The organism is Aquimarina sp. AD1 (assembly GCF_003443695.1).
GTDB lineage: Bacteria > Bacteroidota > Bacteroidia > Flavobacteriales > Flavobacteriaceae > Aquimarina > Aquimarina latercula.
In genome coordinates this window covers 2,258,270-2,280,806 of sequence record NZ_CP031966.1, presented here as the reverse complement: position 1 = coordinate 2,280,806, position 22,537 = coordinate 2,258,270, and the positions used below count along the sequence as shown (strand labels likewise).

22 protein-coding genes are annotated in these 22,537 nt (G+C 31.5%); 4 read left to right on the top strand and 18 right to left on the bottom strand.

What is annotated here, in order from left to right; all coding sequences use genetic code 11:
- Window positions 1-46 precede the first annotated feature (46 nt).
- From D1815_RS10140 to D1815_RS10110, 9 genes are all read right to left on the bottom strand, one after another.
- On the bottom strand, window positions 47-913 hold the full coding sequence (locus D1815_RS10140) for an AraC family transcriptional regulator (protein WP_118386818.1): 867 nt from the start codon (window positions 911-913) through the stop codon (window positions 47-49).
- A gap of 222 nt (window positions 914-1,135) precedes the next feature.
- Window positions 1,136-1,300, bottom strand: a complete 165-nt coding sequence (locus D1815_RS23620) for a hypothetical protein (RefSeq protein WP_155839785.1) — start codon at window positions 1,298-1,300, stop codon at window positions 1,136-1,138.
- 46 nt (window positions 1,301-1,346) lie between these two features.
- Window positions 1,347-1,499, bottom strand: coding sequence for a hypothetical protein (locus D1815_RS23615; protein WP_155839786.1), 153 nt, complete (start codon window positions 1,497-1,499; stop codon window positions 1,347-1,349).
- 487 nt (window positions 1,500-1,986) lie between these two features.
- Window positions 1,987-2,619 carry a hypothetical protein gene (locus D1815_RS10135; RefSeq protein ID WP_118386817.1) on the bottom strand — a complete coding sequence of 211 codons (633 nt, stop codon included), beginning with the start codon at window positions 2,617-2,619 and terminating at the stop codon, window positions 1,987-1,989.
- A complete protein-coding gene (locus tag D1815_RS23825) occupies window positions 2,616-2,867 on the bottom strand; it encodes a hypothetical protein (protein ID WP_027395531.1) in 252 nt (83 codons plus the stop codon). Before D1815_RS23825 ends, D1815_RS10135 begins: the two co-directional genes overlap by 4 nt.
- Window positions 2,868-2,988: 121 nt before the next feature.
- A complete protein-coding gene (locus D1815_RS10125) occupies window positions 2,989-5,859 on the bottom strand; it encodes a pitrilysin family protein (protein WP_118386816.1) in 2,871 nt (956 codons plus the stop codon).
- An 11-nt stretch (window positions 5,860-5,870) separates the two neighbouring features.
- Window positions 5,871-6,590 carry a hypothetical protein gene (locus D1815_RS10120; RefSeq protein WP_027395533.1) on the bottom strand — a complete coding sequence of 240 codons (720 nt, stop codon included), beginning with the start codon at window positions 6,588-6,590 and terminating at the stop codon, window positions 5,871-5,873.
- 8 nt (window positions 6,591-6,598) lie between these two features.
- Window positions 6,599-7,249, bottom strand: a complete 651-nt coding sequence (locus D1815_RS10115) for a DinB family protein (protein ID WP_118386815.1) — start codon at window positions 7,247-7,249, stop codon at window positions 6,599-6,601.
- Window positions 7,250-7,315: 66 nt separating this feature from the next.
- Window positions 7,316-9,796 carry a M14 family metallopeptidase gene (locus D1815_RS10110; protein ID WP_118386814.1) on the bottom strand — a complete coding sequence of 827 codons (2,481 nt, stop codon included), beginning with the start codon at window positions 9,794-9,796 and terminating at the stop codon, window positions 7,316-7,318.
- A 217-nt stretch (window positions 9,797-10,013) separates the two neighbouring features.
- Between D1815_RS10110 and bshC the strand changes: the two genes are divergently transcribed.
- A complete protein-coding gene (gene bshC, locus D1815_RS10105; protein WP_118386813.1) occupies window positions 10,014-11,609 on the top strand; it encodes a bacillithiol biosynthesis cysteine-adding enzyme BshC in 1,596 nt (531 codons plus the stop codon).
- A gap of 86 nt (window positions 11,610-11,695) precedes the next feature.
- Here bshC and D1815_RS10100 read toward each other — a convergent pair whose 3' ends face one another.
- The 5 genes from D1815_RS10100 to D1815_RS10080 all read right to left on the bottom strand — a co-directional run bounded on the left by D1815_RS10100 (window position 11,696) and on the right by D1815_RS10080 (window position 15,281).
- Window positions 11,696-12,613, bottom strand: coding sequence for an LLM class oxidoreductase (locus tag D1815_RS10100; protein WP_118386812.1), 918 nt, complete (start codon window positions 12,611-12,613; stop codon window positions 11,696-11,698).
- 3 nt (window positions 12,614-12,616) lie between these two features.
- Window positions 12,617-13,414, bottom strand: a complete 798-nt coding sequence (locus tag D1815_RS10095) for an SDR family NAD(P)-dependent oxidoreductase (RefSeq protein ID WP_118386811.1) — start codon at window positions 13,412-13,414, stop codon at window positions 12,617-12,619.
- Between the two features lie 52 nt (window positions 13,415-13,466).
- A complete protein-coding gene (locus D1815_RS10090) occupies window positions 13,467-14,339 on the bottom strand; it encodes a DUF4437 domain-containing protein (RefSeq protein ID WP_118386810.1) in 873 nt (290 codons plus the stop codon).
- A gap of 40 nt (window positions 14,340-14,379) precedes the next feature.
- Window positions 14,380-14,559: a putative quinol monooxygenase gene (locus tag D1815_RS10085; protein WP_240337553.1), complete on the bottom strand. Its 180-nt coding sequence runs from the start codon at window positions 14,557-14,559 to the stop codon at window positions 14,380-14,382.
- A 122-nt stretch (window positions 14,560-14,681) separates the two neighbouring features.
- Window positions 14,682-15,281 carry an NAD(P)H-dependent oxidoreductase gene (locus D1815_RS10080; protein ID WP_027395540.1) on the bottom strand — a complete coding sequence of 200 codons (600 nt, stop codon included), beginning with the start codon at window positions 15,279-15,281 and terminating at the stop codon, window positions 14,682-14,684.
- A gap of 114 nt (window positions 15,282-15,395) precedes the next feature.
- Here D1815_RS10080 and D1815_RS10075 point away from each other — a divergent pair, with 114 nt between their 5' ends.
- A complete protein-coding gene (locus D1815_RS10075; RefSeq protein ID WP_081415711.1) occupies window positions 15,396-15,731 on the top strand; it encodes a helix-turn-helix domain-containing protein in 336 nt (111 codons plus the stop codon).
- An 11-nt stretch (window positions 15,732-15,742) separates the two neighbouring features.
- Here D1815_RS10075 and D1815_RS10070 read toward each other — a convergent pair whose 3' ends face one another.
- Together D1815_RS10070 and D1815_RS10065 are read right to left on the bottom strand one after the other, a co-directional pair.
- Complete coding sequence (locus D1815_RS10070) at window positions 15,743-16,177, bottom strand: GNAT family N-acetyltransferase (protein WP_118386809.1); 435 nt, start codon at window positions 16,175-16,177, stop codon at window positions 15,743-15,745.
- A 66-nt stretch (window positions 16,178-16,243) separates the two neighbouring features.
- Window positions 16,244-18,100, bottom strand: a complete 1,857-nt coding sequence (locus D1815_RS10065; RefSeq protein WP_118386808.1) for a tetratricopeptide repeat protein — start codon at window positions 18,098-18,100, stop codon at window positions 16,244-16,246.
- Between the two features lie 343 nt (window positions 18,101-18,443).
- Between D1815_RS10065 and D1815_RS10060 the strand changes: the two genes are divergently transcribed.
- Window positions 18,444-19,463, top strand: a complete 1,020-nt coding sequence (locus tag D1815_RS10060; protein ID WP_118386807.1) for a ThuA domain-containing protein — start codon at window positions 18,444-18,446, stop codon at window positions 19,461-19,463.
- Here D1815_RS10060 and D1815_RS10055 read toward each other — a convergent pair.
- Both D1815_RS10055 and D1815_RS10050 read right to left on the bottom strand, forming a co-directional pair.
- Window positions 19,460-20,005, bottom strand: a complete 546-nt coding sequence (locus D1815_RS10055; protein ID WP_118386806.1) for a pyridoxamine 5'-phosphate oxidase family protein — start codon at window positions 20,003-20,005, stop codon at window positions 19,460-19,462. The genes D1815_RS10060 and D1815_RS10055 overlap by 4 nt on opposite strands.
- An 85-nt stretch (window positions 20,006-20,090) precedes the next feature.
- Window positions 20,091-20,870 carry a serine aminopeptidase domain-containing protein gene (locus D1815_RS10050; protein WP_118386805.1) on the bottom strand — a complete coding sequence of 260 codons (780 nt, stop codon included), beginning with the start codon at window positions 20,868-20,870 and terminating at the stop codon, window positions 20,091-20,093.
- A gap of 134 nt (window positions 20,871-21,004) precedes the next feature.
- Here D1815_RS10050 and guaA point away from each other — a divergent pair, with 134 nt between their 5' ends.
- Window positions 21,005-22,537, top strand: coding sequence for a glutamine-hydrolyzing GMP synthase (gene guaA, locus D1815_RS10045; protein WP_027395546.1), 1,533 nt, complete (start codon window positions 21,005-21,007; stop codon window positions 22,535-22,537).

Here is a 22,537-nt window from a genome sequence, read left to right as displayed (position 1 = left end):
GATTTAAAATATGAGAATGCGGAGGAATATTATAAAAATCCGATCTTTAGTTTTTTTGTCTAAAGTTTGAAGGAGTAATATTTGTACATTTTTTGAAAAAATTACTAAAATTAGCTGGTTCACTAAATCCAAGATTATATCCAATCTCTTTAGTTGTTTTGTCAGAAAAACTTAATAACCTTTTTGCAGCAATAATAATTCGAGATTGTAAATATTCCTTTGCAGTTTTGCCTATAAGTGATTTTATAGTTCTGTTTAGGTGATCCGGAGTAACGTGCAATGCGTTAGCATATTGATGTACTTTGTGCCATTCGAAAAAACGTTGCTCCACTAAGTTTTTATATTCTTTAAGTATCATAGATCCCGCTTGTAATTGTTGCGGATCTTTCGGATGAATATCACAAACGTTGTTACTATAAATCAAAAAAAGTTTTACGAACGCTCCTATCGCTTCTAATCTAAACTTAGAATTAGAATGATGTGTTTCGAAGATTTCTGAACTGTAAAAGCTTAATTGTGCTAATTGTTTTTCATTTAAGGGAAGTGGAGGAGTATAGCCATAATCCTGAAAAAGATTAATATCCTCTATAAATCGATAATCGATATTATTTTTTACCAGAAATTGTCTGGAAAATGTAATTACCCAACCATAAGATTTTTGTTCTTCTTTGATTTGATGGACTTGCCCTGGACTTATAAAAAAGGCTTGTTGATCTTTTAGAGTAAATTCGTTGAAGTCTATAATATGTATACCTTTAGCTTTAGAAACTAAAATGATAATATAAAAATCATGTCTATGAGGTAAATCTACTTTACCAGCTGTTTTATCATAAATGTCTTCCATTTTTTTGATGTCAAACATTATGTGGTTATCTATTTCATCAGTAAGTTTATACGTCTTAATAGAAGTCATTTGTTAATCCTAGATAGTACTTTTTTTGTTTTAATATACGACTCTATATTAGAACTTTAATTAATCATAAATAGAATAATTTATAATTAATAGTTTTTTAACTATTTAGATAGTATATGGGTGAAATATTTATAATTAAAAAGGGAAAGCTTAGATGAGCTTTCCCTTTTTAATAAATATTGTGTCTTTTTTAATTTTTATCAAAAAAGATGTGTAACGTGACTAGTTATTACCACCGATAATAATATCACCATCAGTGTTTTCATCATCTGTGTTATTGTTATCGTTTTCTTCTTCATTGAAAACTTGACTTTCGATTGTTTCGTTTTCACAAGAAACGAATGTTGTAGCTAATGCGAATACTAATAAGAATGTAAATTTTTTCATTTTGATTTGTTTTATTATTTAAATTTTATTTTGAGGTATTTTATTTTTAGTCTCCTAATCCGTGGTTATCCTCTTCGTGGATATGTACGATTTCAGGTTTATCATTTTCTTCACTAAATGTTTCTTCTTCAACAGAAGATTTTTCACAAGATGCAAGTGCAATAACTAGCATAAACAGAAATGGGATTTTTTTGATCATTTTAGTAAAAATTAATTATGTTTTGTTCTACTTTTTCAAAATCGAGTGCAAATGTATTCAAAAAACTGAATGCAAATCATAAAATTATCTTAACACCCCTTTGTTTACGGGCTTTTGAAGAAAAACACAGTGTTTAGTCTTTAATAAAAAAGGGAAAAAAATCAATATTTAATATGGTATTGAAATGAATCTATAAATTATACTTAGTTTTTAGCTGTTTGTATTGAGAATGTGATAAAAGTATAAAAATGATTAAATTAACAATATGGTAATATTGAAGCCTAAAATTAATATAAAATTGAATTATATTTATTATTTAGACTATTTTAATAATAATATTTCAAAAAAATCGAACATCATTAAAACTATTATATGTGTAAATTCCCTCTTTTTGTATAGTTGATAATTCTAAAACTTAAGAAAGCGTACTATTTATACATAATCATTTCAAATTCGATCATTATGTATGTTATTTGATGGTTGTTTTTTATGATTCTGATTTTAAAATTTTCATCATTTCTGCCCCGATTCCTGCTTCAAATGGATGTGAACTTGTAGCTAATAGGTCAGCAGTATTAAAATAACCTCCATATATAAATATAGTAGCATTTATGTCAGCACCTCGATCAATTAAAAATTGTGTGATTTCTGGAAGGTTTTTGGGAGCTTTTTGTCTCCACATTTCTACACCATTACTAGCTGTATAAATTAATAATGTAGCTTTGTGTCCGTATTTTGATGTTTTTGTTACTAAATCGGGATAGCTAGTGACAAGCCTTTTTAATTCTGTAAAATCACCGTTAATTAATAAATTGACAGCTTTTTCAAAGTTTTGATCATAAGAATCTTTTAATTTTTCTACTTCGTTCCAATTTTTAAAACCATATTCATTTGCTATAGTGGTTCTACAATCATCAATAGCCAGGTTAAGTTTTTTTAATTTTTCTATGGGTATCCCTAAATAATCTGGGTGGTAATTATTTATTTCATGGAAGATCACATCTTGGTTTTCTAACATACCCTCTAACATTCTGTTCACTATTTTATCTAAATGATCTCTGATTAAAGGGTAAGAATCAGTTTGATAAAGAAGATTTCCATAAAAATTAGTTATTTTCATAATACTTGATTCATATGTAAATCTTCTTTATTATTTAAGGATACTATGCCTATACAACGGTAGCTTGTATATCTGTGGTAGTATATACCTAGTCTACTTGGCTTAGCTACTTTTTTAGGATTCTTAATTAAAATCGTTATAGAAGTAACTCCATGATTAGTTAGAGTTTTTTCAGATGGAGAAAAGTTCCTAGCATCTTTTTTAAATCCTGTTCCTTTTTTTCGAATTATTTGTTGTGAAATTTCCATTTGTTCACGACAGTTACATTCTACATCATAAAACAAAATTTCACGATATTCTCCAAATTAGGTTTTAAGATTAATTTCTGCTAATCTAATAATCACTTTAATTATTTTTTAAAATTCAATATTAATCTTTTACAATTTCGTTTTCTTTATTAAGTAGTATTGGTGTACCGAATCCGAGTTGTTCTAGTTTTTTCATTTGAGTTTTGGCATCTCCCACTACTAGATATATCATTTTATTTGGATTGAGGTATTGATTGGCTAGTTTTTTAACCTCCTCAACTGTCATATTATTTACGACTTCTTCTCGTTGTGTAATATAATCATTAGGATATTGTAGTGTACTTATATTAGTTAGTATGTTTAATTTAGCTCCTAAGGTTTCAGAAGCTCTGGCATTACTTTTAATCAAAGAACTTTTTGTGATTTCAAGGTCATCATCGTTATAATTTTTCCCGTAATTTTCTAAAATTTCTTTTACCAAACTAGTAGATTCATACGTAACATTAGATCGTACCCCACTAGAAATAACAAAAGAACCTAACGTAGGTGTTCCAGAAAAACCTGATCGAATACCATATGTGTATCCTTTCCCTTCTCTTAGTTGTTGCGTAAGTTGGGATGCAAATCCCCCTCCACCTAATCGATAGTTCATAATACTTACGGGATAATAATCTTTATCTGTAGCTGGCATTGCACGATATCCAAAACGTAACATAGATTGCTTAGCGCCTGGAACGTCATAAAAATACACTTTAGATCTTTCTGGAGAAGTTGGAGCTTTAAGCTCTGGGAATCTCACATCTTTTGGAACCCAATTTTTATTAAGTTCGGTAAGAGAAGTGGTTACTTGTTCTTTAGAGATATTACCAGCAATATGTAATTTGGTTACAGATGGTGAAAGATTATTATTATAATATTGTTTAAGATCTTTTATAGTAATTTCTTTTACAGAACCTTCTGTTCCCAAATTATTATGCGAAAGTATATGGTCTTCTCCATAAATTAACTTGGCATATTCATTTCCAGCGATACTACGAGGACTTGCTTTTTGCTGTTGTATTTGGCTGGTAACGCTTTGCTTTATTAGTCCAAATTCTTTTTCGTCCCATCTAGGTTCTAATAGAATCTCTTTAATCAATGTAACCGTTTTATCATAATTTTTGGAGAGTGTACTTCCACTGATAACAATACTTTCGTCTGTTGCATAAACATTTAATATTGCACCAAGACTTTCTATAGCATTTTCTAATTCTTCGGCAGTTTTGTTTTTTGTACCTTTAGTCAATAACTCTGCTAAGAGATTAGAAACACCAACTTTATTAGATTTTTCTAATAATAAACCGCCTCTAATATTCATCCTAAACTGCACTAAAGGGACTTCGTTATTTTCAATTCCATAAACTTTTATACCCGAGGTAAGATTATCTTCCCATACTTCTGGAACGGTCACTTTTGGGGTATCTCCATATGCTGGTTCTACTGATCGATCAAAATTAGAAGGTGTTTTATCGTAAGTAGCAACTATACTAGCATCAAAATTTTCTTCTGTCCCTTCTACAATTTTTTCCTCTACAACTTCAGCTAATGTAGAGTTGTTTAAAATTAAATCTGTTTGTCCAATGGGAACAAAACTGGTAGCTACGTAATGCTTTCCTTTTATATATTGATTATATACTCGCTTGATATCATCTGTAGTCACCGCAAGTATGTTTTTGATATCTTGGTTTATAAAATCTGGGTCCCCAGCAAAAATCTCATATTGCGCTAGTTGAAATCCTTTACCTAATACACTGGATAGACTATTGTAAAAATTAGTTTCTAAACCTGCTTTTATTCTGTCAAGATCCTCCTGAGAAATACCTTCTGTTTCGAACTTGGTAAAAGATTCTTGTACTGCTTTATCCACTTCATTTAGATCTACTTTTTCGAATCCTCTTACGATTAGTCGAAATTGGCCAGCTAATTCGGATCCATAATGAAACATAGTAACATTAGGTGCTAGTTGTTTATCTTCTACGATAACTTTATTGAAAGGAGCTTTTTTTCCTTCTGATAGATAACTTGATAATACATCCAACGCATAAGAATCTGGATGGTATTGGTGTACTGCAGGCCATGTCATTGTTAGTTGAGGAAGTCTAGCAAAATTGTCTTCGTAGTATAACTTCTTAGTTTCAGTTAATGATGCAGGTCGTTTTTTTAGAGGTTCGATATCTTCTCCTTTTTTAATTTCATCAAAGTATTTATGAACCCATTCTTTTGCTTGAGAGGTGTCAAAATCTCCAGCTATAGTAAGTGTTACATTATTTGGTACGTACCATCTATTGTAAAAATCTTTTACATCTTGTAATGTGGCATTTTGAAGATCCTCTAAAGATCCTATCACCTGCCAATTGTATGGATGGTCTTTTGGAAACATATTTTTATCTATTACATAAGATACATGTCCGTAAGGACGGTTATCTACACTTTGACGTTTTTCATTTTTTACAACTTGTTTTTCCTTGGCTAAAACAGGGTCGGTAACGGTATTGATAAAGAACCCTAGTTTGTCTGCTTCTGCCCAGATCATTTTTTCTAAGGCATCTTTAGGCACAGTCTGAAAATAATTTGTACGATCCCTACTTGTAGAACCATTTGCTCCAGATCCTCCTATGCGGGCACTCATTTTATCAAGTCCTCCTTTACCTAAATTTTCTGATTCAAGAAATAACAAATGTTCGAATAAATGTGCAAAACCAGTTCTTCCTTCAATTTCTCTGGCTGAACCCACATGAGCAGTTAGCGCAACTGCTACTACAGGATCAGAACGATCTATATGAAAAATAACTTGTAATCCATTATCTAAGGTGAATTTTTCAAAATCAACTTTGAATTCTTTTGTCTCCGATAACTTCTCCGTATCTGCAGTAGTTACAGGAGTATCTTTTTTACAGGATACTAGACATCCAATAAATAAGAGTGGTATTGCTAAAATTTTGATTGTTTTCATAATTGATGAGTTTACGTTTGTTTGTTATTTTTAGGGGTTGATTCGTTTAAAATTATAAGTTTTTGCCAAATTTTTCTACTTAATCCAGTGGTAAGTACTTCGATTTCATTTGCTGCTTGTACCACATTTTCATCCGGCAAACTCTGAGAGTATAATGCAGCCACTTTTCCTACTAGCGCCATAGCCTCAGAACAATAATCTAAATATCGTTGGAGTTCGAATCTTGTAAAGGTTCTTTTTGGTGAATTTTCCGTTGCAGATTCTGGTAAATCAGTTAGATTAGGGTCTTTAGTTAGCTGATGCATATCAATTACGTGTGCAATTCCCCTAAGTTCATTAAGAGCCTTTAAGGCTCGTTTTGTTTTTAATCGTGACTCTAGGGTAATTAAGAAGAAAATTGCAGCACCAATTAGTACAATATCATTAAATATAGCTTCTGACAGTGCAACGATATTGCTGAGAGTAGTATTTTTTATTTCTAAATCTACATATGTTATGCTATAAATTAATCCTCCTAATCCTATAAGGATTACCAAATAAGCAAAGACCCTTAATGATAGATTAGGTTTCGAAATCCAATCTATATTTTGTTTACTATCTAGTGTAATTTGCAGAAAATTATGACATACTTTTTTTAAACCTGAATTAGGAAATCTATCTTCGATACGTTTTTCTAGTAAAGAAATTGTGTCGATTATTTTTTCAGGTTGTAACTGTACGTTTTTATCCATTTATTTAATTAAGCAGGAAGCCTTTTTATAATAAACTTCATTTGTCCTCGATGGTTAGATTCGTGCTCACAAACATGAAACCATTTTGCATAATTATTTGTGGGTTGATTACTGAAAAAAGGCTCAGATTTCATGATCCAAGTATCATCTCTTTTTGCAAACTCTTTCTGGGTTATTTCTCTTACTTCTTCAAGTGTTTTTAGGTAATAATCAATGGAATTCCCTTTAATTATTTCTCTTCCTTTTTTACCTAAACCACTCGCAATATTCCATTCTTTTTTGATGTCATCATCCCATTTGCCCCAAGAAATTTCATCAAAAGTGTTAAGTTGATAGTATCTTTCTGTGGCTGCTAGATGTAATAACATAGCACCAATAGAATTAGATTGTTCATCAATTTGAAAATCCAATTGTTCTACTGTAAGATCTTTTACTGTTCGGATTACCCAAGCTCTCATCATGGTCATGGTAGATAATAAAGTGCCTATCTGAGGTGAATACCCTTTTTGAGGGCCTACTAAGTAGATGTTGTCAGCAGTGTTTATAGGAAAATCCTCATTTGCAAAACTCATCAATGGGGTAGCTGCAATGCCAGCTGCTAGTATTGATGAACCTTTAATGAATTTTCTTCTAGTAGTAGTATTTGATTCTTTTTTCATCTTTGAGTTTTTATATGTTTAGAATATAGTAAGTCGTCTAACTAATTTGTTTAGTTCACTTACTAATTAAAGTCTAAACTTGTTGTTATTAGTAAAGAAAATTGCATTAACAAAAAATAGTTTTCCATTTTCCCAGAAAGATCTAAACAATGGATTGTCTACCATGTAAATAATACTTCCACTACCCATTCTAGCTTCACCAAAAACTAAGGAGTTTTTAAGTCCTTTAAAGGCATCCTTACCAGAAAAACCAGATACACTCGTTGGTTCTTTCATATACGCCACATTATATCCATCTTGTAAAAATTGGTAAGAACTACTACCTAATTTTAAACTAAAATAAGTGTCTTCATACCCAAAAGCTAAAGGGTGCGAAGTATCTACTTGAGTTTTGTAAATACTTCCTGTAATGAAGTCTTTAACTCGTTCACGTTCGCGCTTATCATAAGGTACTAGATTACCCAAAGAATCTTTCTTTTCTTCTTTACTTTTATTACTTTTTAAATCAAAGCCATCTTTGTTTGCAAATGCATTAACTGCATTGGCAATAGCAATAACTTTTCCTCCACTACGAATCCATCCTTTTAATTTATCCAAAGAGCTCTTGTCTAAATATCCTCCGTAATATCCATTAGGAAGTATTAAAACATCATACTTGTCTAAATCTACTCTTTTAAAATAATCAGTATCAATAGATGTTATTGGATATTTTAGTTGTTGTTCAAAGAAATGCCAAATTTCTCCATAGCTTAATGAAGAGGTGTAATTACCTTTTAAAACAGCTATTTTTTGATTATTGATAAGCTTTACATCTGGAGAACCAAAGTCTACTCCACTTGATGCAAAACTAGAAGCTGTAGTATATATTTTTCGACTATGTTTGTTAGCAATATCGATTACTTTCTTATCATAATCTATTGTTTTTCTATTATCACTTTTGGTTATAATTAGACTACCTTTCTTAAATTTTTGACCATTATTTGCAAAATCCTTTTCACTAAATCGAACTCTGATTTTATTTTTGAGTAAATCAGCTAAGAAATTAGCATCATTTAAACTATTCCATTTTACAATATACCCTGCTCCTGCAGGATTCGCAGTATTGTTGATTTGTTTGTTCTTTTTAGTTCCATTGGCAGGTATTAATGAGGTGGATGCAATTGCATCTAAACCATATGCATGTGGAATGCTCCATGCCGTTATATCATAGGTAAGAGGTTCACTTAGTTTAGCATCAGGTTCGAATAATACTTTTACCATTTTACCTTTTGGTTGATCTGTACTAACCACCAGTGCTCCATTTGCATCAATACTACCTTGTTTATTTTCTCTAAAATTAAAACCAGATATTTTTGCACTATTAGTATATCCGTATTTTATTTCGTGTTTATCTAAAAGTTTGGTTAAAGCATTAATTTTATCGGCCTGACCGTTTAGTACGTAACTCTTATATTTTAATCCTGTATTGTTAAAGAATTTCTTGAATTCTAGATTAAGTTTTTCAGCATTTTTTGAAGAAATTTCTACTGTAGATAAACCAGTAGTTGTGTGATGTAATGCTCGATCTTTTAGTGTCAAAACATAGCCTTCGTCCGTTTGGATACCTAATCCAGCACGTCCATGTCCAGCTTGCTCGTAGGTCATACCAATAGCTCCCATAAATGTTGGATAGGTATCTCCATAACTAGGGTATAAAAGATCAAAGCGTTCTTTGGTAAAGAATAACCAACCTTCTGCATCAAAGTATCTCGCATGATTTTTACCAATCTGTGTTTGGAAATCTCTTTGCCAGGGCGTTATTATTTCATGAAATGGTTCCGCAGCAGGAGCAAAGTAATATGGTTCGTTAATTCCTTGTTCATGGAAATCCACATGAACGTGAGGCATCCACTTATTATATGCCGTTAGACGACGATAAGATTCTACCTGCGTAGCCCAGGCCCAATCTCTATTAAGATCGAAAAGATAATGATTTGGTCTACCACCAGGCCAAGGTTCGTTATGTTCAGTGGCATTCTGATCTGTGTTATAAGGTGTTGCCTTGGTTTGGTTGTACCAGTTTGCATATCGATCTCTACCATCAGGATTTACGCAAGGATCCATAATAACCACAGTGTTATTTAACCAGTCTTTTTTAGTGGTAATCAATTCATATATGGTTTTCATTGCTGCTTCTGTACTAGAAGCTTCATTACCATGAACGTTATAACTAAGCCAGACGATAGCCATTTTTGGATTACTAGTTCCTGTTACAATCCCTGTGTTTTTTAGATGGTCTATTCGTATATTTTCAATGTTTTTTTGATTCTCTGAACTTGTTATAATCGCATAAGTAAGAGGTCTTCTTTCGTTGGTTTTTCCATAAGTATGATATGTTACTAATCCTGAGTTAGAAGCTACGTGATTAAAGTAGTTAACTACATTTGCATGTCTTGTAAATTGGCTACCTATTTCATATCCTAAGAATTCTGCAGGAGTTTGAACATTGTTTTGTGCGAATACCCAGTTTGTAGAAATTATAAATAGGGTTAAGAATAATTTTTTCATTGATGATTTTTTAATTTTGGTAAAATACCGCCTTAAATTTAGGATATTAATTGTATTAACTAAAATTTAGGATTTGGGATAACCTATATTTATAAATTTATGTTATCGCTATGTAACTAATGTCAGTAATGGAAGTTGATCGACTATTAAAAAAAATATAAAATAATAAATACAAACACAATCTAATGTATATTTATCGATCAAAAAAGACGACCCTATGCCAAGTGACTGTATTCCGTTTAGATCAACAAATTACTTCTCATCTTTTATTTGTGATTATTTAGACGAAAAACCTGAGCTTAAAGAATTTTATCATAGATATCCTAAGATTGATAATTTTGAAGATCAGATTCTGGAGAAACAGCAGTCGTTTTCAGCAGAAAATCGAAAAGTTCTTAAAGCTGCATTACTTACTCAATATGCCAAAGTAGACATTTCCGAAACTACTCAAAATAATATTGATCTGTTGGATAAGGATATTACCTTTACAGTAACTACAGGTCATCAATTAAACCTTTTTACGGGTCCTTTATATTTTTTGTATAAGATAGTCTCGACAATAAATTTAACTTCTATTTTAAAAGAGAAGTATCCTATCTATGATTTTGTTCCTATATATTGGATGGCAACAGAAGATCATGATTTTGAGGAAATCAATTATTTTAATTTTAAAGGAAAGAAAATACAATGGAACCGAAAGGATGGAGGAGCTGTAGGGGTTTTTGATACAGAAGGATTGGATAAAGTTTTTGAAGTGTTTTCTTCGGAAATTGGGTCGGGAAGAAATGCTGAACGATTAAAATCTCTTTTCCAAGAAGCTTATTTAAAGCATGAGAACCTTGCAGATGCTACTAGGTATTTAGCAAATGAATTGTTTGCAGAATACGGGTTGGTTATTGTTGATGGAGATGATAAAGATTTAAAACGTCTCTTTATTCCATATGTAGAAAAGGAGCTCGAGGAACAGGTTTCGTATAATAATGTGATGCTCAAAGCAGAAAAATTAGCTTCTAAGGGGTATAAAATACAAGTTAATCCCAGAGAAATTAATCTGTTTTATCTTTCTGCAGGTTTAAGAGAACGTATCATAGAAAAGGAAAATCGTTATTTTGTAAATGATACAGATATTGTTTGGACCAAAAGTGAGTTGTTAAAAGAACTATCGGAGTCCCCGGAGCGATTTAGTCCTAATGTTATGATGAGACCACTGTATCAAGAAGTGATTTTACCTAACCTCTGTTATATTGGAGGAGGAGGTGAGCTTGCTTATTGGTTGGAATTAAAAGACTATTTTGATACTGTGAAAATACCATTTCCGATGCTGTTATTGCGTAATTCTGTATTAATGCAAACAACAAAACAAGGGCAGAAAATTAAAAAACTAGAAGTTTCTGATGAAGAGTTGTTTTTGAAACAACATGAATTGATCAATCGCAAAGTCAGGCAGATATCTAATATTGATATTAATTTTGATCCACAACGAATACAATTAAAAGAGCAGTTTAAAGGAATGTACGAACTAGCAAATCAAACAGATGTGACTTTTTTGAATGCGGTAAAGGCTCAAGAAATTAAGCAACTTAAAGGGTTAGATATGTTAGAAAAAAGATTGCTCAAAGCGCAACGTTTAAAACTTAGTGATCAAGTTAAGCGATTAACAAGTATACAAAATGAGCTATTCCCTAATCAAAGTTTACAGGAAAGAAATACTAATTTTTCTGAAATGTATCTTGAATATGGAGAAAATTTAATTCCGGAGCTTGTCAAACATTTGAATCCTTTATTAGGAGAGTTTATTATTTTAAAGCAATAAGAATTTTGTAATACACGATTTATTGATCTAAGATTTTTCTATAGGGGTATTGTTTTTACAGCTATTCTAATGTTCAATAAAATTGACTACATAAAATGTGGTAAAACATCTTTACCTAGTTCTTCAATAACGATTTCTGCGGGTCTACTACCATATTTTAGATTAATAATTACATGATTAACTCCAGTAGATTCTAAAGTGTGTAGATGTTCTATAGCATATGCGGTACCGGATTTAAACCCTAAATGAATCCCTTTTGGAGATGCGTTTTTGTTTTCTAGTAAATCAATATAGAGGGATTGCATATAAGGTTTCCAGGATTGTTCAGCCTTTTCTAAAGCATTAGACCAATTAGCTATTGTTTGTTTTAGAAAATTAAAATCTCTAGGATAATATAACCAACCATCCGCGTGTGTTGCAATCCAGTCTAATGATTGTCCAGAATGGCCGGTTACTAACATTGGAGTATGATATTGTGATTTTGGAAGCATATCAATTCTACCATCTGTTTTACCATAATACTTTGATTGATAAACAGGGAAGTCTTTTTGCAGTGCTTTAATGTAAAAAAAACTATCTCTAAATAACTCACTTTTATTTTCTAGGTTATAATTAAATGCGGGATATTCAATCGGTCGATCGCCAGATGCTATACCTACGATAATCCTACCTTTTGATAGTTGTTGCAAACTTTGTATTGATTTGGCGGTATGAATAGGATGTCTTAATGGTAGAATTACGCTTCCGGTAGCTAATGCAATTTCTTTGGTATGGTTCATTATATGAGTCATGTAAATCCAAGGATCATATAATTGTCCAGCATCTCCAAAAGAAGGGTCATTAAAAGGAACATCTCTAAACCAAAGGGCCTTAAAACCTAAATCCTCTGCTAGTTTCGCTAATTTTTCTTGATTTTCCATTTTTGCAATGGAACCATTGTAAGATTCTAACGGAAAAACAAGTCCCAGACTTAAATGATTTTTCTTGCCTATCGTTTTTAGCATAATTTACTTAGCTAACATTGAATTAGTAATTGAAATCAACTGATCTATTTTATTTTGATCATACGCATCTCCATGTGCTTTAGAAAAAAAACCTTTATCATTATCAAAATATTTACCAGAATCATTGGAGTATTTATCAGAAGTTGCTAAGTCAAATAGTATATCGACACCTTTTTCTGCAGAGGACCAATGGTTTCCATAAGCTTCTTTAACCATTTTAGTGTTTAGTAATGAACCAGGGTTTACAGCTATTATATTTACATCATTAAACTCTTTTGCTAATTTAGTAGTCCACATGGTTAACGCTAATTTACTTTGAGCATATGCTTCTTGCTCCGAGAGATGACTTTTTCCTAATAGTGCATCTAAGGAAACAACAGATTGTGCAGCAGAGCTTAGGTTAATGATTCTAGGAGCTGTGCTTTTTTGGAGTAAGGTAATTAACTCCTCTGTTAATAAAAATGGAGCTAAATAATTTACTGCAAATCTAATATCTATTCCATCTTTATTATGTGTTGCAGGACTTTTAAATATTCCTGCATTATTTATAAGAACATCTATTTTAGAAACTTCTTGTTTGATTTTGGACGTCATTTCTCGTACGCTATTAAAATCAGAGAAGTCTCCTACAAAACCTATTATGTTCTCATTGTTTGTGATTTCTTTTATTTCAGTAACGGTACGTAATAATTTTTCTGGATTTCTTCCGTGTATGTAAATAGAATGTCCAAATTTAGCTAGTTTTATAGCGGTTAGTTTTCCTATTCCGTCAGTGCTTCCTGTGATAAAAATAGTTTTCATAGTGTTGTATTAAAATTCTATGTTTTTAAATGCGTGTGATTATACCTTACCGTTATTTTGTTTCTTCAATTTGGATGTTTCCATTGGTTCTCACATATAAAACAACTTCGTTGTTAGTATCGTTAGAAACTTCATGAATTGCATAATCCGTAGAACCAAAATAACTTCCAGATTCTAAGCCTTTTATTTCATTGGTTTGTGGTAAGGTGTAGTTTAATAAACCGTTTATTATTACGGCGTGTACAATGGTCCCGTTAGTCTTTAATTTTCCATTAAAACCATTAGGTAATTTTATAAAAAGTCCTTTATGTTGGTCAATAGATTTGCTTTCCCAGAGAAAACTGATTTCTGCATCACTATAGGTAGTTATCCAATTGGTTTTAGAATGATCCAGCCATATAATATTAGATACATCTATATTGATAGGCCTCTCGCCATTATCAAAAGCTTTGTCTACAGGTCTTACTAGATATGGGCCATTGTCTATTTCTACCAAGGCTATATTTTCTGTTCCTTTTGCAGAAGTGATATGTGATTCTCCTGCAGGTTGTGTCCAAAAACTACCAGATTTCATCCACATATTTCTAGCTTTTGGATCATCGTTATGAATGGAACCACTAATAACAATAGCTCTGTAAGTAACATTATGGATGTGTGGAGGAGAAGAAAATCCATCTATAAATTTAGCTAAAAATCCAGTTGGTACTTCTTTGTTTCTATCTCCCCAAATAGTTCCCGCTTGGGGGCTTTGATCACCACGAGCAGGATTTAATTTTTCCCATTGAATTTGTGAACTTAGCAAAACTTTATTAGTTGGTTCTTTAATGCTTTCTGAAGTTATTTTTTCTATTGAGTTTTCAGAATTACAACAAGAAATTACTGCACTGGCAAATAAGATTACGAAAATTGTGATGATCTTTCTCATGATATTATTTTGGAAATAATTAAAGATTTCTAAATCATGTTTATGCAATGTGGCTCATTTCATTTAAGACAAATTCCTCTACAGCTCCATCAGTAGCTTTCATATAAGCTGCCAAATGATCATTGTTCATGTGTTCTTGCCACAATGCTCTACTTTCCCAGTTTTCATGAAACAAGAACAAATTTGCGTTTTCATTATCTTGATGTAAATCATAATTAATACATCCTTTTTCTACTCTAGTAATATCAATAAGCTTTAATAATTCGGATTTTACTAGTTCTCTTTTTCTTCTTTAGCAAGTATTCTTGCAACTATAGTAAGTTTTGTCATTTTATTAAATTTTTAAATAGTTTCTACAACTTGATTTATGTTTCTTCTAGACTTAGGTCTTTTACTTGGTTGATTATTATCTTCTGGATCTCTATATCCAATGGCAACTGCCACCATTGTATGATAATTTTCTAATTCTAATATAGTATTGTAATTGTCAGGTTCAATTCCTTCCATAGGTGTTGCATCGATTCCCATTTCGGCGCAAGCACTTAAGAATACACCTAACGAAAGATATAATTGATGCCCGAACCAAGATTTAATTTGTTCTTCGGATTGTGGCTTGATAAATTCTTTAAAATAACTAACAGCCCCAGCAGGTAATTCTTTTTCTATTTGTTTTTCGAAAAGAGAGATATTGTCAATTCTACTAAAAACTACAACAGTGTCGCAGTCTATTACTTTACCTGCATTTAACCATGATACTTTAGAGAGTTGCTCTTTAGTTTTTTGATTGGACACAAGTGTAAATTTCCAAGGTTGACTATTAATAGAAGATGGACTTAAGTTTAAAATCTCTTTTAACTCATTGATTGTTTCCGAGTTTATTTTTTTATTTGGGTTATATTTTTTTGTGGTATAACGATTTTGCATTGAATTTAGGAAGCTCATAGGTTTTAATTTATTACTATAAAAATTATAGTAGCAAAATTAACTATAGTTTAATACCTTTGCAATAACGGTCAAAAAGGATAGTTTAAAATAATGAAGGAGTCAGAGCATAAAATGTTAAAATTTAGAGGGAAAGAATACCCTTGTTGTGCAAGTTTAACCATGGGTATGATTGGTGGCAAATGGAAGACAGTAATTTTATTTCATTTGCTAAAAGAAACACTACGATATAGTGAGTTAAGAAAGGAGATGCCGACGGTTACGGAGAGAACATTAAGTCTACAATTAAAAGCGTTAGAAGAAGATGGGTTAATCAATAGAAAAGTGTATACCTCTAAACCTCCTTTAAAAGTAGAATATTCGTTAACAGATTTTGGAAAAACTTTAACACCATTAATAGAGTCTATTGCAAGTTGGGGAGATTTTGTTCTGGAAAATTACTCGGATTAGAAATGTGTTTATTAATCTATTCTTTTTGAAAAATAAATGCGTCGATGCCCTTCAGGGAAGTTATTAAGTTCTCCTAGGATTTGATATCCATTTTTTACATAAAAATCTTCTGCCTGAAAATCAAATGTATCAAGCATTACTGTTTTAACTCCCTTTTCTTTAGCAATCTTTTCAACGTGTTTAATTAATATAGTCCCAACACCTTGTCTTCTATGTGTTTCTTTTACCCATAAAATTTTAATTTCTAACCCATTCCAATACCCAATACCTCCTAAAAGACCTCCGATTTCTTCCCCATTATGGTCTTTAGCAATAAATTCTAAAGGAGTCCATACATCTGCAATTGCTGGTACCTTACTCAGGTTATACGAGTTAATTCCATCTACTATGGTTTTAATATTTTCCTTTTTGCAGGATTCAATAGTAACTTTGTTTGTTATTGTCATTATAATAAATAAACGGGTAAAAGCGATAAATTTTTAGTGAATAAAACAAATTTATAATTTTATTCATTAAAAATTTAGAATAATATCTACGAGAATGTTATTACTGGGGATTTCTAGCTTTTTACGTAATCGATATTGCGCTTTTCTGACTCCTTCTTGCGTAATATTTAAGATGTTTGCAATTTCTTTAGAAGTAAGGTTCATTTTTAGTAGCGCCATTAAACGTAATTCGTTGGTAGTAACATTAGGGTATTTGTTTTTGATATTTGTATAAAAATTTTTGTGAACTTGTTCAAAATGTCTTTTGAAGTTTTCCCAATTTTGATCATCATTTAAATCAAAGTTTATAATCTGTATTATTTTTTGATAGTTATACTGGGTATTTTGATCTTCAGAATATTTTATTAATTCTACCTTTTCTTTTACGTTTTTTAATGTTTTGGTCTTGTTTACGAGATGCAAGGAATTAGTGGTGAGTTCTTTTTTCTTTGTATCCAATTCTCTAGTTAATATTAATTTTTCAAGACAGCTGAGTTTAATTTTTTTTCTAAAAATAGATATGAAAACCATTAGTATGATAATACCAATTATCAATCCAAAAATTAATAAGGTATACTGGTGTTTAACTTGTTTGTTTTGCTTTAGTAATTCATTGATTTTTGATTCTTTCTTACCAGTTTCGAATTTAGCTTGAAGTTCTCTGACTTGTTTGTTTTTTTCGATAACTTCTAAGGAGTCTTTTAACTTGGATAGTTCTTTGTAATACATATACGCAGCAACACTATTCCCTTCTTTTTCTGCAATTAAAGCAAGTGTTTGATTTGCTTCTTTTTCTATAACTAGGTCTAATATTTTTTTGGAAGTTATAAGAGATTTTTCTGCATGAAATTTTGCTGAATCTAATAAATTTAATTTCAAAAATGATTTTGCAATAGCGTTGTTTGTTATAGCTTTTTGGATGTGATTTCCTTTAGGACTATAATTTTTTAGAGCTTTTTTTTGATAATCTAATCCTTTCGAGAATAACCCCATTTCATAATATGTGGTTCCAATTTCGGATTGTACAATAGCAATTGTTTTAGAGTTTCCTCTTTCTTTTCTTAATAATAGTGATTTTTGGAAATAATCCAATGCTTGGTTATACTTGTATAGGCCTCTTTTACTGATTCCTATATTTTGCAAAATAGAACTCAGATATCTTTTATTTCCTTTACTTGTTATTATTGGTAATGATCTATCAAGATATTTTAATGCTTCATAATATTCTTCTTGTTTTATTAGAATATTACTTATATGTATGTATGTTCGACTTATTCCTGGGGTATCATTAAGGTTTTCATATAGTTTGTTCGCAATAATAAAATGCTCTAATGCTATTTTTTTATATTTCATCAAACTGTAAGATACACCTATGTTTTCGATGGATTTTATATATGATATGGAGTCCTGTAAAGATTTAAAAACTTCTCCAGCTTTTTTAAAACTTTCAATAGCTTTAGTGTAATTATTTAAGTGATTATGTACAGCGCCGATTTGATGAAAAGCTGAAGCTTGACCCCAAAGATGATTAATTTTTTGGTTCATTTTTAAAGCTTTTTTGAAGTGCACCAAAGCAGAATCATACTCTTTTTGATAATAATACACAACACCAAGGCAGTTGTTTGCACCTGCAATACCTCTGGGTTTATTTATGTTATTGGCGATACCAAGTGCATGGCGAATATGTTTTTTAGCTAAAAAAGTATTAGAAGTAGCATATTGAATTCCTAAATCATTATATGCTTTAATCAATGTGGTATCGGGTGTGTTTTTACTTTTTGTTAAACGTAATAAACTATCTACAATTTGTTTGTTTTGAGCTTGTAGATTAGAATTAAATAAAATGATTATATAAAGAATACTGCTTACTTGAAGAGTTTTCATCTTTAGGGGTATAGGTTAGTTGAGGTGTTAAAAATAATTTTTTGTTTTAAAAATCAAGAATCCTTAACGGATAGTTAATGAAATCTTAAAGTCTATTTTTGTATGTCATTATAAGAGATTGAAATTGAGTGTTAAATGATATTTTTTATGGGGAAATAAAAGTTGATTTTTTAGATGATTAGCTTAGATTTAGGGATATACCTTTTGTAGTACGTTCTAAAGACAGTAATTCTTTGAAAATAAAATTTTCAAGTTGGTTTTTTATTTAAAAATGTAATTGGTTTCTATAGGATTGTATAATTTAAAATAGACCTGAGCGTTATGAAAATAAACTCCAATCGTCATGAAATCACAAATTCTCATAGTAACTTTATTTTTATTTATAACTTTTAATCTTTCATCACAAGAAAAAGTATTGGTTTTTACTAAAACTAATGGTTTTACACATCCATCAATAGGTGCTGGTGTTACTATGATTCGAAATCTCGGGAATTCCAATGGACTTTGGGAAACTGATGATACTGATAATGCGAATGCATTTACGACATCAAATTTAGCTCAGTATAGTGCGGTTATATGGTGTAATACCAGTGGTAATAATTTATTAGATGCATCGCAACGTCAGGCTTTTGAAGATTTTATTGCTGCGGGAGGAGGCTTCTTAGGGATCCATGCGGCTACAGACACCTATAGAGATGGGAGTTGGACTTTTTATAATGAACTTGTTGGTGGAATAGTACAATCTGGCCCTAATCATACGAGTAATAACTTTAATGCGGATATGACAGTAGTTAATTCACATCCTTCTGTAGATTTTTTAGGAAATGTAGGAGCTATTTGGAACAAGTCAGAGGAATATTATTACTGGAGAAACAATGGAGGACAATTGTTTGATGGTAATATAGATTTATTGATGGTAGAGTCAACGGGATCCAATGACTATGATGAGGCTAGACCAATTTCTTGGTTTAAAGAATATGGTGGAGGACGTTCATTTTATACCGCATTAGGACATAATTCTAGCGACTATACTAATAATCCGGATTTTATTAAACACATAGAAGAAGGTGTAAAATATGTGATAGGTAATACATTAAGTGTTGGAAGTCCAGAAGCAGAAATTCCGTTTCAGATTTCTCCAAATCCAGTAAGTAATATCATTAGATTTTCCACTTCTGATGTGGCTAAAGAAAAATCATTAATGATTTACACTATTAATGGACAGTTAGTGTATAAAGGAAAAATACCATCAGATGTTGCTTCTACTAATATTAATGTAGAAAATTTATCTAATGGATTGTATATAGGTAATGTTGTGTCTAATGGATTACAAAGTAATTTTAAATTTATTAAAAGAAATTAAGGGGTAACATAGTGACCTTTCCAATTAGCGTTTTCTTTTTTGAATACAACTTTAATATGATTTGGTCTTGTTAATCTTAAGTACTCCATTCGTACTGGAATAAGTTTTATTGCAGCAAAAAAATGTTTTCCTTCTAGGTAATTTATCTCATCAGGATTTTTGATTTCGACTCCTGGAGACAGCTCCGTTGTGTAATCTTTTTTGGATTTTGAAGGGATTTGGTTCCAGATAGTGTCTAAAGTCGTTTGATTACTTATAATTTCTGCTTTTGCCTTTATTGTAATTTGTAACAAACGATTTTGATCGTAAAATAAGAGACTGACTCTATCGTTTGCTTGGATATTTGCAATTTTTTTAGATCGTTCATCAGTGTATATGATCATGTTTAAGTTATCATCTATGTCTCTTAAAACTACAGTCCGTAGTCTAGGTGTATTATTAAAATCAGAGGTGGCTAAGGTAAAATATCTAAAAGAGTGTTTGTTGTTTGTAATAGCTGTTTTTAAATCAACCACTATAGAAGAGAATATAATGTCAGTCATTAGTTGTTAGGTTTTACGAATGTTTTAAAGTTAATCAATTTGTTAGCACAAGCTGTAAAAACATTCGACTAAAATTTACTTTAATTCATCTAGTTTGCCATACTTCCTTTTCCATCCAAGGAACACTTGTTTTTAGTATTTCTATATATTCACATGCTTTGATATGTGTATTTCCTTCGGCTTCCACGAAAGTAATGTTACATCCCAATGCTTTTGCTTCTGCGATTCGTTTTCTTACTCTTTTGATAGGGAAGAATTTGTCCTTTGTACCCTGTATTACATAAATCGGAATGTTAAGTTTTTCATCTACTTTACAACTGGACCCCATTAATATCATACCAGAAAAAATAGTAGAGTAATCTTTGGCGTATTGCCATCCAGCTATAGCTCCATTACTATAGCCTACTAATATGATTTTATCAGGGTCAATGGGCCAATTTTCTTTTGCGAGATCAATAAAATCTAAAATTCTTTTTTCTAGATAATCTAATGTCCACGTTCGCCAAGCACCAGAAGGGCTAAAAATAAACCCTCCAGCATCCTGTAACCCAGGAGTAACTAGGCAACTATTAAATTTAGTATAATTTTTACTTCCAACACCACCGTGTAAAACAATGAATAATGGAACTTTTTGGCCTTTAGTAATTGTTGGTATTGTAAGATCATATTTCCACTCCGATTCTTTGTCTTTTACTTTAAGAATGCTAATTCGATTTCCAGGAGTTAATGGGATTTCTCTAAACGATTTGGCATCAATACTGCTAACATAATTGGTATTTCCTCTGGTATCTAATCCACTTTTACAAGAAATAACTAAAATAAAGAAGAGAATATAAAAAAGACAGTATAAAATTGAAGATTTCATAGTTTTTCTATAAATATACTAAGTATGTGTCTATTATTTTTAAGAATTGATAGGGTGTTTATAAAATAACCGTGTAAGTTGAAAATTATCCCAGTTAGGATTTCGGGGGTTGTAATTTAATTTTATTTTTGCCTATGCAAAATAACAAGGTACTTATTTTAGACTTCGGGTCACAAGTAACGCAACTTATAGGACGCCGAGTAAGAGAGCTCAATATTTATTCAGAAATACATCCGTATAATAAACCTCCAAAAAATATCAGTGATTATCATGCTGTAATTTTATCGGGTAGCCCACTTTCGGTAAGAGGTGAGGATGTTGCCCACCCAGATCTATCGGAGATACAAGGTAAAAAACCATTATTAGGTATTTGTTATGGTGCTCAATATTTAGCGCATTTTGGTGGTGGCCGTGTAGCAGAATCTAATACGAGAGAGTATGGTAGAGCTAATTTATCATATATAGGTAAAAATGAATTGTTTCAAAATATTTCTGAAGGTTCTCAGGTTTGGATGAGTCATAGTGATACTATTAAAGAATTGCCAACCAAATCAACTCTTCTAGCTAGTACTGAAGATGTAGAAAATGCAGCATTTAAAATTGAAGGAGAGGAAACTTATGCGATTCAATTTCATCCGGAAGTTTACCATTCTAAGGATGGGACGCAACTTTTAGAGAACTTTTTAGTGAACATAGCTGGAATAGCACAGGATTGGACTCCGGATTCTTTTGTAGAAGAAACGGTAAAAAACCTAAAAGAGCAATTAGGAAATGATAAGGTGGTTCTTGGATTGAGTGGTGGAGTAGATTCTACTGTTGCCGCAGTATTGCTTCATAAGGCTATTGGCAGTAATCTTCATTGTATTTTTGTTAATAATGGATTGCTTCGTAAGAACGAATTTACATCTGTACTACAGCAATATGAAGGTATGGGACTCAATGTAAAAGGAGTAGATGCTTCGGCACGCTTTTTGGATGCTCTAGCGGGAGAAAGTGACCCAGAAGGGAAAAGAAAAATAATTGGAAGAGTATTTATTGAAGTTTTTGATGATGAAGCTAACCAAATAGAAGATGCTAAGTGGTTGGCACAAGGAACAATATATCCAGATGTAATTGAGTCTGTTTCAGTAAGTGGAGGTCCATCTGCTACAATTAAATCGCATCACAACGTAGGAGGTTTACCTGATTTTATGAAGTTGAAAGTAGTTGAACCGTTAAAAATGTTATTTAAAGATGAGGTGCGAAGAGTTGGAGCTTCTATGGATCTTGATCCAGAATTGCTCGGGCGACACCCATTTCCTGGACCTGGATTAGCAATTCGAATTTTAGGAGACATTACTCCAGAAAAAGTTAGTATTTTGCAAGAGGTTGATGCTATTTTTATAAACGGACTAAAAGATAACGGACTGTATAATAAGGTATGGCAAGCTGGAGCAATTTTGTTACCAGTTCAAAGTGTAGGTGTTATGGGAGATGAGAGAACTTATGAGAAATGTGTAGCATTGAGAGCTGTAGAAAGTACAGATGGAATGACTGCTGATTGGGTAAATCTACCGTATGAGTTTTTGCAAAAAACATCAAATGAAATAATAAATAAGGTAAAAGGCGTTAATAGAGTAGTATATGATATTAGTTCAAAACCGCCTGCAACTATAGAGTGGGAGTAA

Coding starts and splice junctions, on each gene's coding strand:
- D1815_RS10055 (WP_118386806.1), bottom strand. CDS start 20,005: ATGACTGACATTATATTCTCTTCTATAGTGGTTGATTTAAAAACAGCT.
- D1815_RS10070 (WP_118386809.1), bottom strand. CDS start 16,177: ATGACAATAACAAACAAAGTTACTATTGAATCCTGCAAAAAGGAAAAT.
- D1815_RS10140 (WP_118386818.1), bottom strand. CDS start 913: ATGACTTCTATTAAGACGTATAAACTTACTGATGAAATAGATAACCAC.
- D1815_RS10075 (WP_081415711.1), top strand. CDS start 15,396: ATGTTAAAATTTAGAGGGAAAGAATACCCTTGTTGTGCAAGTTTAACC.
- D1815_RS10050 (WP_118386805.1), bottom strand. CDS start 20,870: ATGAAATCTTCAATTTTATACTGTCTTTTTTATATTCTCTTCTTTATT.
- D1815_RS10110 (WP_118386814.1), bottom strand. CDS start 9,796: ATGAAAAAATTATTCTTAACCCTATTTATAATTTCTACAAACTGGGTA.
- D1815_RS10095 (WP_118386811.1), bottom strand. CDS start 13,414: ATGAAAACTATTTTTATCACAGGAAGCACTGACGGAATAGGAAAACTA.
- D1815_RS23615 (WP_155839786.1), bottom strand. CDS start 1,499: ATGATCAAAAAAATCCCATTTCTGTTTATGCTAGTTATTGCACTTGCA.
- D1815_RS10120 (WP_027395533.1), bottom strand. CDS start 6,590: ATGGATAAAAACGTACAGTTACAACCTGAAAAAATAATCGACACAATT.
- D1815_RS10125 (WP_118386816.1), bottom strand. CDS start 5,859: ATGAAAACAATCAAAATTTTAGCAATACCACTCTTATTTATTGGATGT.
- D1815_RS23620 (WP_155839785.1), bottom strand. CDS start 1,300: ATGAAAAAATTTACATTCTTATTAGTATTCGCATTAGCTACAACATTC.
- guaA (WP_027395546.1), top strand. CDS start 21,005: ATGCAAAATAACAAGGTACTTATTTTAGACTTCGGGTCACAAGTAACG.
- D1815_RS10065 (WP_118386808.1), bottom strand. CDS start 18,100: ATGAAAACTCTTCAAGTAAGCAGTATTCTTTATATAATCATTTTATTT.
- D1815_RS10090 (WP_118386810.1), bottom strand. CDS start 14,339: ATGAGAAAGATCATCACAATTTTCGTAATCTTATTTGCCAGTGCAGTA.
- D1815_RS10060 (WP_118386807.1), top strand. CDS start 18,444: ATGAAATCACAAATTCTCATAGTAACTTTATTTTTATTTATAACTTTT.
- bshC (WP_118386813.1), top strand. CDS start 10,014: ATGCCAAGTGACTGTATTCCGTTTAGATCAACAAATTACTTCTCATCT.
- D1815_RS10080 (WP_027395540.1), bottom strand. CDS start 15,281: ATGAGCTTCCTAAATTCAATGCAAAATCGTTATACCACAAAAAAATAT.
- D1815_RS10135 (WP_118386817.1), bottom strand. CDS start 2,619: ATGAAAATAACTAATTTTTATGGAAATCTTCTTTATCAAACTGATTCT.
- D1815_RS23825 (WP_027395531.1), bottom strand. CDS start 2,867: ATGGAAATTTCACAACAAATAATTCGAAAAAAAGGAACAGGATTTAAA.
- D1815_RS10100 (WP_118386812.1), bottom strand. CDS start 12,613: ATGCTAAAAACGATAGGCAAGAAAAATCATTTAAGTCTGGGACTTGTT.
- D1815_RS10115 (WP_118386815.1), bottom strand. CDS start 7,249: ATGAAAAAAGAATCAAATACTACTACTAGAAGAAAATTCATTAAAGGT.